The organism is Arthrobacter sp. 260 (assembly GCF_013116745.1).
Lineage (GTDB): Bacteria > Actinomycetota > Actinomycetes > Actinomycetales > Micrococcaceae > Arthrobacter_D.
Map to the genome: position 1 here is coordinate 235,161 of NZ_JABFOE010000002.1, position 13,002 is coordinate 248,162.

At 62.0% G+C, this 13,002-nt stretch carries 12 protein-coding genes; 7 read left to right on the plus strand and 5 right to left on the minus strand.

Annotation, left to right across the window (positions count from 1 at the left end):
• Positions 1-30: 30 nt before the first annotated feature.
• Both HMI57_RS03595 and HMI57_RS03600 read right to left on the minus strand, forming a co-directional pair.
• Positions 31-1,053 carry a LacI family DNA-binding transcriptional regulator gene (locus HMI57_RS03595; RefSeq protein ID WP_171584532.1) on the minus strand — a complete coding sequence of 341 codons (1,023 nt, stop codon included), beginning with the start codon at positions 1,051-1,053 and terminating at the stop codon, positions 31-33.
• A gap of 254 nt (positions 1,054-1,307) precedes the next feature.
• Complete coding sequence (locus HMI57_RS03600; RefSeq protein ID WP_171584533.1) at positions 1,308-2,327, minus strand: LacI family DNA-binding transcriptional regulator; 1,020 nt, start codon at positions 2,325-2,327, stop codon at positions 1,308-1,310.
• A 148-nt stretch (positions 2,328-2,475) separates the two neighbouring features.
• Here HMI57_RS03600 and HMI57_RS03605 point away from each other — a divergent pair, with 148 nt between their 5' ends.
• The 7 genes from HMI57_RS03605 (at position 2,476) to HMI57_RS03635 (ending at position 9,700) form a co-directional block, all read left to right on the plus strand.
• Entirely contained in the window at positions 2,476-3,843 is a 1,368-nt protein-coding gene (locus HMI57_RS03605; RefSeq protein WP_228720904.1) for an ABC transporter substrate-binding protein, read from the plus strand.
• A 2-nt stretch (positions 3,844-3,845) separates the two neighbouring features.
• A complete protein-coding gene (locus tag HMI57_RS03610) occupies positions 3,846-4,829 on the plus strand; it encodes a sugar ABC transporter permease (RefSeq protein ID WP_171584534.1) in 984 nt (327 codons plus the stop codon).
• Positions 4,829-5,653 carry a carbohydrate ABC transporter permease gene (locus HMI57_RS03615; RefSeq protein ID WP_171584535.1) on the plus strand — a complete coding sequence of 275 codons (825 nt, stop codon included), beginning with the start codon at positions 4,829-4,831 and terminating at the stop codon, positions 5,651-5,653. The genes HMI57_RS03610 and HMI57_RS03615 overlap by 1 nt, the downstream gene beginning before the upstream one ends.
• A 36-nt stretch (positions 5,654-5,689) precedes the next feature.
• Positions 5,690-6,670, plus strand: a complete 981-nt coding sequence (locus HMI57_RS03620; protein WP_171584536.1) for a glycosyl hydrolase family 32 — start codon at positions 5,690-5,692, stop codon at positions 6,668-6,670.
• Entirely contained in the window at positions 6,667-7,845 is a 1,179-nt protein-coding gene (locus HMI57_RS03625) for a serine hydrolase (RefSeq protein WP_171584537.1), read from the plus strand. The genes HMI57_RS03620 and HMI57_RS03625 overlap by 4 nt, the downstream gene beginning before the upstream one ends.
• A 139-nt stretch (positions 7,846-7,984) precedes the next feature.
• Positions 7,985-9,217 carry a saccharopine dehydrogenase NADP-binding domain-containing protein gene (locus HMI57_RS03630; protein ID WP_171584538.1) on the plus strand — a complete coding sequence of 411 codons (1,233 nt, stop codon included), beginning with the start codon at positions 7,985-7,987 and terminating at the stop codon, positions 9,215-9,217.
• Positions 9,218-9,463: 246 nt separating this feature from the next.
• Positions 9,464-9,700 (plus strand): serine hydrolase, encoded by a 237-nt coding sequence (locus HMI57_RS03635; RefSeq protein WP_171584539.1) that lies wholly within the window; start codon positions 9,464-9,466, stop codon positions 9,698-9,700.
• A 387-nt stretch (positions 9,701-10,087) separates the two neighbouring features.
• On the opposite strand, the gene HMI57_RS03640 is transcribed toward HMI57_RS03635, so the two are convergent.
• The 3 genes from HMI57_RS03640 to HMI57_RS03650 all read right to left on the minus strand — a co-directional run bounded on the left by HMI57_RS03640 (position 10,088) and on the right by HMI57_RS03650 (position 12,952).
• Positions 10,088-10,645: a hypothetical protein gene (locus HMI57_RS03640; protein WP_171584540.1), complete on the minus strand. Its 558-nt coding sequence runs from the start codon at positions 10,643-10,645 to the stop codon at positions 10,088-10,090.
• A gap of 410 nt (positions 10,646-11,055) precedes the next feature.
• On the minus strand, positions 11,056-12,093 hold the full coding sequence (locus tag HMI57_RS03645) for a hypothetical protein (protein WP_171584541.1): 1,038 nt from the start codon (positions 12,091-12,093) through the stop codon (positions 11,056-11,058).
• 73 nt (positions 12,094-12,166) lie between these two features.
• Positions 12,167-12,952, minus strand: coding sequence for a DUF4238 domain-containing protein (locus tag HMI57_RS03650; RefSeq protein ID WP_171584542.1), 786 nt, complete (start codon positions 12,950-12,952; stop codon positions 12,167-12,169).
• Positions 12,953-13,002 lie beyond the last annotated feature (50 nt).

The window sequence follows — 13,002 nt, forward strand, 5'->3', positions numbered from 1 at the left end:
GAAGGTTCACTTTTCAGATGTTGATTGGCGTCAGACTGAAAAGCGTTCTAGCAGCGGACAGTCGACCACCTGCTGATGTGCAGGGATCGGCTGTCCAGCTGTAAGTTGTGCGAGCGACTGCACTCCCAGGGCTCCCATTTCCTCGAATGGCAGCGCAACGGTAGTGAGTTTCGGCCGTAGGTAGGCCGCGATCAGCTCCTGATTATCGAAGCCGATGACCGCGATGTCGTGGGGGATCGAAAGTCCCCGTTCCTTAATCGCGTCGTAAGCGCCCATGGCCATGCGGTCATTTCCGCAAAAGAGCGCCGTTGGCGGATCCGCCTGGTCAAGGATTTCGCAGACAGCCTCGTACCCGCCGTCTGCCGTGGCGTGGCCAGACGCTATGAGGCCCTCGTCAATGGAGATACCTGCCGAGGTCAGTTCCAGGCGGTAGCCCTCGAGGCGGCCAACCGCTGCTGGAATGTCCGGATCAAGGTTGATAAATCCCACCCGGCGGTGTCCGGCGTCCAGCAATCGGCGTGTAGCCCGGCGCCCACCGTTGACCTCGTCGGGGACGATCGACGGCAGTTCTCCGTTCACGTCGAAGCAGTTGATGAGGAGTGTCGGGACTTCCCGGGCGATGTCCGGGACCTGCACGGCCCGGTGCCAGGTCGCCGCGTAGAGAAGGCCCTCAACACGCTGCTCCAGAAGCTTTTCTATAGCGGCCTCTTCAACGCTCTTCTGTTCTCCGTCAGTGTTGCTGGTGCCCTCGGGCGTACCATGATCGGTGCTCGCGATGAGAAGGAAACGTTGGTCCTGCCAGGCTCGGCCCTGTGCGCCTTTGATGATGTCGACGGCAAACGGATCCGTCACAATGTCCGTGACCAGCCCGTACCAGTCGCTGCGTCGGGAAGCGAGAGCCCGTGCACCGGCATTCGGTCGGTAGCCAAGAAAATGAACGGCTTCGTGGATCCGGCGGCGGGTGTCCTCAGAGATGTTCGCATCGGACCTGTTACTGAGGACGAAAGAAACCGCGGTGCGGGAGACTCCCACGTGCTTGGCGACGTCAGTCATGGTGACGCCCCGACCCGCTGGCCGCGGTACGCCAGTTGTGGATGTCTGCCCTGCCACGATAGGCCTCCAAGAGTCGTCATTGACGCCGGCTGCAAGCCTAGCGAGGTTGGTAACGCGCGTTATCTGTGATCTAAGTTACGCGCGTTACCTAACGCTGTCAATAGATTTCTCCTCACAAATGTGACGTCATCCACATTGAGGCATGCAGCTTCCAGCGCCACGGTCCTAGCCGTGTCGGCGGGGCGTAGCTGTTGCTAACCCTGGCGGATGGAGTCGCGCACGACGACGGGCATCTGAACGAGGTGTTCGCCCCGTGCCGACCCGTCCAGGAGCAACTCAACGGCCCTGGCGCCCATTTCCTCATGGGGAAGGGCGATCGTCGTCAGGCCGGGGCGCAGGTACGAGGCGATCTCGTCGTTGTCGAACGAGACGATCGAGACGTCGTCGGGCACCCGGTACCCGTGCTCGGTGAGCGCTTGATAGGCGCCGAAGGCGAGCGGGTCGTTCAGGCACAGCAGAGCGCGCGGCACAGTCCCCTCAGCGAGGAGCGCATCCACGAGTGCATACCCATTATTGGGCACCCAGTCCCAGACGGATTGCTCGCTCATGAAGGTCAAACCGCGGTCCTGCATCTCCGCGCGAATGCCCGCGAGGCGACGCGCGACCGTGGTCGATCGGAAGAGATCTCGCTCGGTCACCTCGTTATGTCCGAGCAGGACAATCCCTTCCCGGTGACCGGCGTCGGCAAGGAGCGACACAGCCGCCCTGCCGCCACGTTCCTCGTCCGGCAGCACCGATATTGAGGGGCTATCGCTGATCGCGTTCAGCAACACCACCCGGGTGTTTCCGGGGAGGGTGGGAACCTCCACCTCGCGAGACCGCATGGTCGCGAAAACAATGCCGTCTACCTGCCGGTCCAGCAGGGCAGCAATGGCTTCGGCCTCCCGGACGGGATCACCGCCGGTCTCGGCCAGCAGGATGACATGCTCCGCCTGTTCGGCGGCCGCGAGGGCGCCTTTGATCAGGCCGCTGGCGAAACGGGTGGTGGCCACGGTGTCGGAGATGAAACCGATGGTCTGGGTCTTGTCGACCCGGAGGCTGCGGGCCGCGACGTTAGGTCGGTACCCCAATTCGGCGGCTGCGCGGTTGACCCGATCGTGGGCGTCCTGGGACAGCCGGGTGTCCGGGCGGCCGTTGAGAATCATTGAGGCAGCGGAAGACGACAAACCTGCCCGACGTGCGACGTCGGCAAGGGTCACACGCTTGGTGGTCATCAAATCCTCCTGCTCGATGCTAACTCTTGATAACGACTTGGCAAACTACTTGCGCAATCCGCAATTAGGCCGCAAGCTGAGTGCTGAATGGATTTAGCATTCATCACAGTGGATCTCGTGCAGAGAATCATCGACGAAGGAGTCACCCATGAATTCACCACTACGGCGCCCAGGCCGCCGTCGACCCGTAGCCGTAGTAGCCTTCATGGCCGCCGCTGGCTTCGCCCTTGCCGGGTGCGCCCCGGGCGGCAGTGCGCCGTCGGACGAGGACGCTTCGGCAGCAGCCGCCGTCGAGGTCAACACCGAGCTCACCACCGAAGAGGTCACGCTGACCATCGCTGACGAAACCGGCTTCCCGGTGACCGACGTGCTGGCCGAGGAGTTCACCAAGCAGCACCCCAACGTCACGTTCGAAATCACGCGCGACACCTTCCAGAACCTCACCGCCAACGCACCCCGGCTCCTCGCCGGCGACAACCCACCGGACCTGATCCGCCTCCCAACCATTGGCGAAGCCGCCAATGACGGACTGCTCGCCAACCTGGATCCCTACGCTGAGGCCTACGGCTGGGACGCCTGGCCCGAAACGCAGCTCTCCCCGCTGCGGATGAATGACGAAGGCACCCGTGGCTCCGGCCCGCTCTACCAGGTGGGCCTCGGTTACAGCATCACCGGTATCTACATGAACACCGCCATTGCCGAGGAACTGGGCATCGACGGACCGCCCCAGACCATGGCTGAGCTCGAGGAAGACCTCGCGACGGCCAAGGAAGCCGGGGAAATCCCCATCATGGCCGGTGACCAGGACGGCGTCGTGAACTTCGTTGTCCAGGCCGCGATGAACCAGTACGCGGACAAGGACGAGTTCCTGTCCTGGATGTTCAATGAGCCAGGCAGCAGCTACAACACCGAAGGCAACATTCAGGGTGCAGAACTTATCCGCGACTGGGCCGACGCGGGTTACTTCCCCGAGGACATCAACGCCGTTGACTACTTCACCTTCGTGACCCGCTTCTCCGAAGGCGAGGGCCTGTTCGCCTTCAACGGCAACTGGGAAGCAGCCAACTACCAGGAAGCACTGGGCGACGACGTCGAATTCTTCCTCGTCCCACCCGTTGAAGAAGGCGGCGACCACGTTGCCATGGGTGCAGCCAACTCGTTCTCCGTCGCCGCCGGCTCGGACGACCTGGACACCACCGCGTACTTCCTCGACTGGATCCACACCGATCCGGCAGCCCGCCAGATCATCACCGATGTGACCGGAGCGTCCCCCGGTGGCGACCCCGCCCTGGAACAGCCCACCGTTGAAGAAGGCTCACTGATCGCCAACGCCCTGGAAATGGCAGCACAGATCGGTGAAGAAAACGGCCAGGTGGACTTCATGTCCAACACCACCGCAGGCATCTACGCTGGAGCCATCATCCCCGAGTCGCAGCTGCTCGTGACTTCAATGATCACTGGCGAAGAGTTTGTCACTCGCGTGCAGGAGTTCTACGAAAATGAAGTAGGCGAGTAGTAATGAAAGAGGCCACCACCGGCCCTGTCCGCGATACCGGGCAAGGCGAACCAGTAGCCACCGGTTCCGCGCCAACAGGGCCGGTAGTGGCCATCCCCAAGCAGGGCAAACGCAAGTCAGTAGGCCGAGCCGGTTATGCGGCCTGGCTTATGCTGCTCCCCGCCCTCGCCGTGTACATCGGGTTTGTCATCTTCCCGATGCTCATGGGCCTGCAGTACTCGTTCTACGACTGGAACGGCGTGGGCGCCTCCACCTTTGTGGGGATCGCCAACTACACGGAGGTGCTCACCAACCCGGTGCTCCTCGGCTCCATCCTGAACGCCATCACCCTGATCATCTTCTTCACCCTGATCCCGATCGGCACCGGCCTGATGCTGGCCAGCCTGATCCGGTCCATGCGGCAAGGGCCTGCGGCCTCGGCAGCGCAGACCATCCTGTTCCTGCCGCAGATCGTTCCCCTCGCTGCGGCGGGTATTGCCTGGGCGTGGATGTACGCGCAGACCGGAACGGTCAACCAGTTCCTCAACGCCATTGGTCTCGGCGGCATCACGCGCTCGTGGCTGGCCGACTACAACACGGCACTGCCCGCCGTCGGGCTCATCGGCTCCTGGGTCCTTACCGGACTTTGCACCGTCCTGTTGCTGACCGGCATCGGCAAGATCGACTCGTCCCTCTACGAAGCGGTACGCCTCGACGGCGCCGGCTGGTGGCGCGAATTCTTCACCGTCACCCTGCCAGGCCTCAAGCAGGAGATCGCCGTCCTCGCGACCCTCACGATCATCGCCGCGCTAAGTAGCTTCGACATTGTCTACACCTCCACCCAGGGTGGGCCGGGCCGCGCGACCCTGGTCCCCGGCATCTCCATCTTCCGGATCGGGTTCACCCAGAGCGACGTTGGCCTGGCGTCAGCCTTCGGCATGGTGCTGATGGTTATTGTCCTGCTCGTGGTTCTCCCCATCCAGCGACTTTCGAAGGTAAACGACTGATGCGTACCAGCCGTAGCGAACTATTCCTGGGCCGACTGCTGCTGGCGGTCGCCATCATTCTCACCCTCCTGCCCCTGATCAGCATGCTCTCAGCGGCGCTGCAGCCCGCGGACCGGAACCCCACCGGACTCGTCTGGCCCACCGACCCGCAGTGGGGCAACTTCGTCACCGCGTTCGAAGTGGGCAACGTCTGGCGGCTCATGCAGTCCAGCGCGTTCATCGTGCTGGGTGTGGTGCCGGCGTCGCTGCTGATCGCCACCCTCGCGGGCTACGCGCTCGGAACATTGGCGCCCAAGGGCGGCCGGGCGATCCTGATCTTCTTCGTCGCCGGGCTCACCATCCCGTTCGAAGCGCTGATCATTCCGCTGTACTACCAGTCGCAGGCGATGGGCACCCTCAACACCCAGTGGGCAGTGATCTTCCCGCTGCTGGGGCTATTCATGCCGTTCAGCGTGTTCTGGATGCGTGCCCACTTCATCAACGTACCGAAGGAATTGTCCGAGGCGTCCCGGGTGGATGGCGCGTCGATCTGGCAGGAGTTCCGCCAGATTCAGCTTCCGCTCGCTGTGCCCGCCCTCTCGGCGCTGGCGATCCTGCTGTTCCTCTGGACCTGGAACCAGTTCCTCCTGCCGGTGGTGCTGATTGCCAACCCGCTCGACCGAACGGTGGCTGGCGCGCTGACCTTCTTCCAGGGTCAGTACTCGCTGAGTATCCCGCTCCTGAACGCGGGGGCGCTGCTCATCATCACCCCGGCCATCATCGTGTTCCTGATCTTCCAGCGCCAGTTTGTCCGCGCTCTGCTCCAGGGTGCGGTGAAGGGCTGACGCCGCTTCACCTCCCGCTTCCACTAAGGACCATCCATGAGCTTCACTCTCGCCGACCATTGGGTCTGGGATTTCTGGCACGCCGACGACGGCGACACTCACCACCTCTTCTACCTCCACGCGCCGAAGTCGCTGGGGGATCCCAATCTCCGGCACCGGAACGCCCGGGTGGGGCACGCCACCTCAACGGACCTGACGACGTGGGAAGACCACGGGGTGGTTCTTGAACCGGGGGAACCGGGTTCCTTTGACGGCAGTGCCACCTGGACCGGCAGTGTGGTCCGCGGTGACGACGGCTTGTGGAACATGTTCTACACCGGGTCACGGTTCCTGTCCCCGGATGCCATCACCAATGTGGAGACGGTCGGCAGGGCTGCGTCACCAGACCTTGCCTCCTGGACCAAGCAACCGGGACTCATTTCGGCGGATCCCCGCTGGTACGAGACCCTTCCTGACGGCACTTGGCATGAAGAGGCGTGGCGGGACCCGTGGATCCACAGGGACTCCACCGGGCTCTGGCACATGCTGGTCACCGCACGTACCCGCTCGGGTGACGGGCGGGACCGCGGAGTCATCGGGCATGTAACGTCGCCCGATCTGGAGCAGTGGACCACCCAGCCGCCGCTAAGCGAGCCGGGTGCGGGGTTCGCGCACATCGAGGTGGTGCAGCTGGTGACCATCGAGGGCCGGTCAGTGCTGCTCTTCTCCTGCGATACCGGGCATCTCGCCGGAGCGCGGGAGGCGGACGGAGAGCAGGGCGGGATCTGGGCGTTGCCCCTCGAATCGGACTCGCTGGATGGCCCGCTCGACACTTCTGCTGCCGTTCGCCTGACCGACGAAGACCTCTACGCAGGACGTGCGGTGCAAACCCGATCGGGGCAGTGGGTGCTGTTGGCGTTCGAGAACGTTGACCGGGACGGCACCTTCATCAGCGGTATTTCGGATCCCTTGCCCTTGTCCTGGGCGAGCGATGGATCACTTTCACTTTCAACAGCACGAGCAAAGGTCAACGCGTGAGCGATGTCAACGGTATTCATGGGTCAGTCGATGAGCGCTTCGCCTCGGTGCGGGACGCTTTTGAGGCTGCTTTCGAGGGGCGACCCCGGATGGGTGCGGCCTTGGCGGTGCACCATCAGGGTGAACTCGTAGTCGACCTCTGGGGTGGGGTGGCAGACGCCCGCGATTCCACCCCCTGGACCCGCGACACCTCCTCTGTGGTCTTCTCCTGCACCAAGGGGATCATGTCGATCCTCATCGCGCGCCTCGTGGAAGCCGGGCGGCTGGACTACGAAACCCCGATCACCGACGTCTGGCCGGAGTTCGGCGCCCACGGCAAGGGCGGGATCACGATCGGTGACGCGCTGGCGCATAGGGCGGGCGTATCGGCGCCCCGACGTTCGGTGAGCCTTGAGGAAGCACTCGACTGGGACACCATGACCGGCCTCCTCGCCGGGCAGGAGCCTCTGTGGGAGCCAGGTTCGGGATACGGGTACCACGCGCTGACCCACGGCTGGATTACGGGCGAAATCATCCGCCGAGTCACCGGGAAGATGCCGGGTGAATACCTGGCCGAGACCCTTGCACGGCCGCTGGGAGCTGACCTGCGGGTGGGTGTTCCTATGGATGAGCAGCTGAACATTGCCCACCTGGAGGCAGGGGAGAGCCTCCGAGAGCTCGTCCAGATGCAGATTGCCGCAGCAGATCCTAGGGTCATTGACTGGCCCAACCATGCGATGACGCTGGGGGAGGCGTTCCCGCAGGAACTGGTGAGCCCCAACTCCGGTTTCAACCGTTCCGATGTCAGGGCTGGGTCGTTCCCCGGAGCCGGTGGAATCGCCACCGCTCGTGGGCTGTCGGCTGCCTGGTCCTCGGTCATCCACGACACTGCCACCACTCAACGTCTCGATCCGACGGTGCTCAAGCTGGCCACCGAGGCACGGAGCGAAGGCGCCCCGGTGTTCCCGGCACCCGCTCCGTGGCCACGTTGGGGGGCTGGGTTCCAGCTCGATTCCGAGGCTCGGCACTATGTCTCTGCTGATGGGATCGGTCACGACGGCGCAGGCGGCCAGGTCTCGTTCGCTGAACCTGAACTGGGTCTCAGCATCGCCTTCGTGACGAACTGGATGGAGGCTGGTGACGACCGGAGGGCCACGAGCATCGTCGATGAGCTGCGCACGATCCTCGTCAGCTAAACGACGCATACTGCGCCTGCTCCGGTCGGTGTCTGGTCGAGGATCGGCGTTGAAGAGTCCCGCAGCGGACGAGGGTGGGACTGCTGAAGGTTCAGGTGACAGTTGGAATGGATAGTTTCTATTGTGGAAGACTGCTGGCATGGAGGCTCTAGCGCGCGATCACGACCTGGTTCTCTTCGGAGCGACCGGCTTCGTTGGTGAGCTGATCGCCGGATATCTTGCGAACCACGCTCCTGCGGGCCTGCGTGTGGGACTCGCAGGGAGGTCGAAAGAGAAGCTCGAGGCCGTACGTTCCAAGCTGCCCGTCGCCGCACAGGGCTGGGACCTCATTGAGGCCGATTCGGAGCGTCCTGACTCGCTCGCGGCGCTTGCAGAGGGCACCAGGGCTCTCTTCACCACGGTGGGTCCCTACGCGAAGTATGGGCTGCCGGTTGTCGAGGCGTGTGCCCGCGCCGGCACCCACTACGGGGATCTGACGGGCGAGGTGTCCTTCGTCCGTGAAGCCATCGACCGTTGGGACGCACTGGCGAGGACTACAGGTGCACGGATCGTCCATGCGTGCGGCTACGATTCCGTCCCGTCCGACCTCGCGGTGCTCCTTTTGCATCAGGCTGCGGAGGCCGATGGTGCGGGTGGCCTGACCGAGGTTCAGCTCGTCGCCAGGGCGAAGGGCGGTTTCAGCGGCGGCACCATCGAGTCGATGCGTGGCCAGTTGGACGGTATGCGGGCGGACCCTGTGCTGCGATCGCTCGCCGACGATCCCTACTCCCTCAGCCCGGACCGGGCGACGGAGCCCTCGACCAGGCAGCCGCCGGATCTGGGGTGGGTCGGCCGGTCGGAGGACGGCATGCGGACCGCTCCCTTCATCATGGCATCGGCGAACACGCGAATCGTGCGTCGCAGTAACGCCCTGCAGGGTTGGGCCTACGGTAGGTCCATGCGGTATGGCGAGGTGATGGGTATGGGGCGAGGGCCCATCGGCGCCGTCATTGCCGGAGCGACGGCGCTCGGACTACGGGTGTTCGGAGCCGCAGTTGCCCTTCCTCTCACGAGGAAACTAATGGACCGCATCCTTCCCTCGCCCGGGGAGGGACCGAGCGAGGCCGCGCGGCGCTCGGGCTGGTTCCATTCTCAGGTGACTGCTTCCACGGAGAGTGGCCGGCGGTACCGGGCCGTTGTAGCGGGGCCCGGCGACCCGGGATACGCAGCCACCGCCGTGATGGCCGGGGAGGTCGCGCTCTTACTCGCCTCGGACGGCGACCGCCTGCCGCCCAGCACAGGATCGCTGACCCCAGCGACTGCCCTCGGTGTCGTCCTGGTGGAGAGGCTGCGCACCGCTGGCCATACTTACGAGGTCACCTCCCTCACCTGACCGAAGCGGAATCGGACCACAATCTCTGAGCTTTAGCCCTGCAGCAAGCGGAAGTCGTTGAACATCGTCCATCTGGAAGCAGGCGAGAGCCTCCGTGAGTTGGCCCAGATGCAGATTTCCGCTGCTGAACCGGGGGGTCATTGACTGGCCCAATCACGCGATGACTTCTATGACACCGTCACCGCCCGGTGGCTCGATCCGACAGTGCTCAAGCTGGCCACCGAGGCGCGGAGCGAAGGTTCGCCGATGTTCCCTGCAACCGGCCCGTGGCCTCGCTGGGGAGCGGGTTTCCAGCTCGGCTCAGAGGCACGCCGCTACGTCTCCGCCGACGGATTCGGTCACGACGGCGCAGGCGGGCAGGTCTCGTTGGCCGAACCAGAGCTGAGTCTGAGCATCGCCTTCGTGACGAACTGGATGGAAGCGGGCGACGACAAGAGGGCAACGCGCATCGTCAACGCACTACGAAACGTTATGCTCGGCTAAGAGATGCATACGGCGCCTTCTGGAACCAGTATGGGTGTCCCGAGAGATTGTTTAGTTGACATATTTGAACGTTATCGGCGTTTCGCGGAAGCGAATGAAGGCGGCAACAGAACCTTCAGCAGGCTCCCGACCCTTCCAGGATTAATGCCTCTAACGCCTCGTGGGCCTCATTGTAGGGAGGGCCGGCAGTAGTGATCCGGCCTCTCTTCGGATCACCAACGCCGTGCACAATCCTCTTCAGCTCCAGATGGCAGGCGTCCAGTCCATTATTTCTCGTTGTGCTTTGAGCTCGCCTTCTTTAGCCGCGCGTCTCTCTTTGGCTGAGGCATAGTTTTTGGGGCACTGTGGCTGAACGAACTTTCAGATTCCTTCACCACTCGTACGGTACTAGTTGGTCGTTTGGGCGGTACGGGCGGTGGTGTTGACGATTTGGGGGGCATTCGGTTCCGATTCTGAATTGATGTTGGTCGATAGGTGAATTGCGGCAGCAGCTAGTGACAATGCTAGAACGGTGTACCCACTTAAAAGTACCTGCCGACGCCACAGCAAGGATTTTTCATCTTGCCGAAGTATGCTCAGCTTTTGGTGCATGAGATCCCGATTAAGCTCTACTTCATCGGAGTCCCATAGGTCCGTTTCGTTTCCTTGAATACTTAGCTGGTCACCTAAACGCGGGAGCAGCACCACCGCGCCAAGGATTGCAGCCAATACGGAGAGCCATATAGCGGCTACGAAAAAGAGCCCCTGCTGGCCAGATTGCAGCGCGGTTGAAAGGCTTGCTGCAGCGACAAGGATCGAGGCGCGGGTGGACATCATTCCGGTGCGGAGTGAGACGTCCTCTCGTTGAAGGTCAGTCTCTTGGTGGAGAGCCGAAAGAAGTTCCTTATTCCTTCGGGTATCTCTGCGGTTTTTTCGGAGGTCTCGACGGCTTGGTTGATCACTCATGGGAAGGAAAGTATCGCATAACAAGGAAGCCCTCTGGGTGCAGAAGCGCCAGGCAACGATGAATTCCGAGACGGCGACGGCTGATACAGGACACGCCGACGATTCGCGTCCCGTTTCCCGTGCCCGTTTGATTTGTCTCACGAGGGGCTGCTTTCCGAAGCTGACAGCCGGGTCATTTTCCTGGGTTGAGGATCTCAATGCAGAGAGTCGTCAGGTAGTCGGAGAGCCAGTCAAAGCCATCGCCTGCAGGATCAGTGGCTGGACCCGACTATGACAGAGCGGGACCAGGTGCAGCACTACATCGACACCATCCCCGAACCCAGCCCTAATCCCGCGGATCGTCGGCAAAGAGGTTGGATCAGTTCGCGATAACCGGCCACACCTGATCGCACCCGTTAACTAGTGGCGCATCAGTTGCCGTTAATTTTTCGTTGCAAATATGCAGCTGCACTCTGTGGACCTCGACTTCCACTCACTCGGCAGTAACGATCGAAAAGCTCTATCGTCTCAGAGTCATCCTGATCAGTAAGGAAGGCGATCACCCTTTCAAAGGGAATGTCAGGTAGCTGATCCGCAAAAATCGCGGGTAGATCATCCCGTAGACCATTCGCTCTCAGGCGGACCTGTGCCCGTTCGACGGCCGATTCCGGTTTTGCTAAAGCTAGGGATGCCTCGAAGCTTTTGTGCCCAACGGTGATATCTCGGTGCGGGGGTATAGGTGTGCAATCTGTGGTGCCTAAGACGATCACGGGTATGGCTACCGTTCGGGTCCATTCCTCAAGCTTCCTCAGCTCGTGGATGATGATTTCCCACGAACCGGTGTGAGGGCGTCGCATCATCAAAGCTGGCCAAACGGAAACTGGGACAGGGTTTCCGAGCGGGACGGTAGAGAGCACATCACCGACTGCCACCGTTTCGTCGTCTTTGTAGGCGGCCCGCACGCGGAACCCAGGAACCGCTCGATCCGGTATCACTCGACCTAGCCTGGTAGCAACAGTCGCAGTCTTCCTGTGCTTGGAGAAATTTGAGTGTTCGCTCAGAACGCGTAGTGGGTGGGTTCTCTTGTCGTCGTGGTGATAAGGCTGGAGAAACTCGATTCGCCTACCGATGACGGAGTCCTCGTGAAGTACGGTCAAGGTCTTCCGTCGTTTATCCCGCATCCACTCAAGCAGTTTGTCGTTGTCCACTTTGGCCGGCATCTCGATGTTGCGATCTTCCTCCGGATTCAGAGGTCTCCCCACCTGGTGCTCAACCTCGGCGAAGAGAGCGTGCTCTACAGCTGACCGCATCTGATTGATGGCGTCGGCGGTGAGGCGGGGTACTGCCTCGGGAATCGGTGCGATGCTCGCAAGGGTGAGGTGGTCTACACCGTCCCGCGCTTCATTGACGAAGCCGAAAACGTCGCCTTTCATGTAGTCAAAGACTACGCGGGACACCTGATCGATCACAGCATCAATGTGAGCGAGCGTGTACAGGAGATGTTGTTGGTGCGATGGAAGCCAGTGACTCACGATGAGTTGTTCAATCTTCTGAGACTGGTTTGGGGTCGTCCGTCAGTACTGCCTCAATGTTCTCGACGGGCACGAGCTCGACGTCCTCAGCGGGTACGAGGGAGCCCTTCCGCAGCGTCCCCGGGTAACCAATGAGCCATCGTCGGCAGTTGCTCGCAATAGTCAGATTGACATACGCCGGACGGTCGAATGGCTTCCCGATAAAGAGGAGCTGTGTAGGCGAGAGCGGAAATGCGACGGTGCACACAGGCGCACTCTTGTTTTCATGAATCACCAGGACTGCCCCGTCACCGGTGACATACTCACCGGGAAGAATCTGCCACTCCCACGATTCGAGACCGAGCTCTTTCAAGCGGATGACCTCTTGCATGGACTGAGAGAGCAGGATCCGGTCCGCGGCGTTCAACTCGACTTCTTCAATCGTCCCATCCATCTTCAACCGAATGGCTGGCGTGTGGACCTCCGCTTGATCGGCATATCGGCCACGGTCGAGGTGCATGTCCAAGAACGCGATCATGGCGGCCACGGTCTCCTCGTCCAACGTGGGGTCGTCAGCACGGAGCCTGGTGATAGCCTGCATTCCCCTGCTCTCGATCACGGAGTATTCCTGCTCGAGATCGTGAGTCAGTACGTTCGGTTCGTATGCGTAGTTGCGGACCGTCGCCTTGTTCACCGATGACGGGTAGCCGTGGTTCCGGCCCAGATCGATAACGTCGACCCGATTGCCCTCGTCAGCCCACGCGCGGATATATGACTTGGTCAACATATGTGCGTTGCGCACTTCTTCTCGGGCCATACCTGCACCCTATCGTCTGCGACGCTGCTGGCGGAGTACCCGCCCGGGCT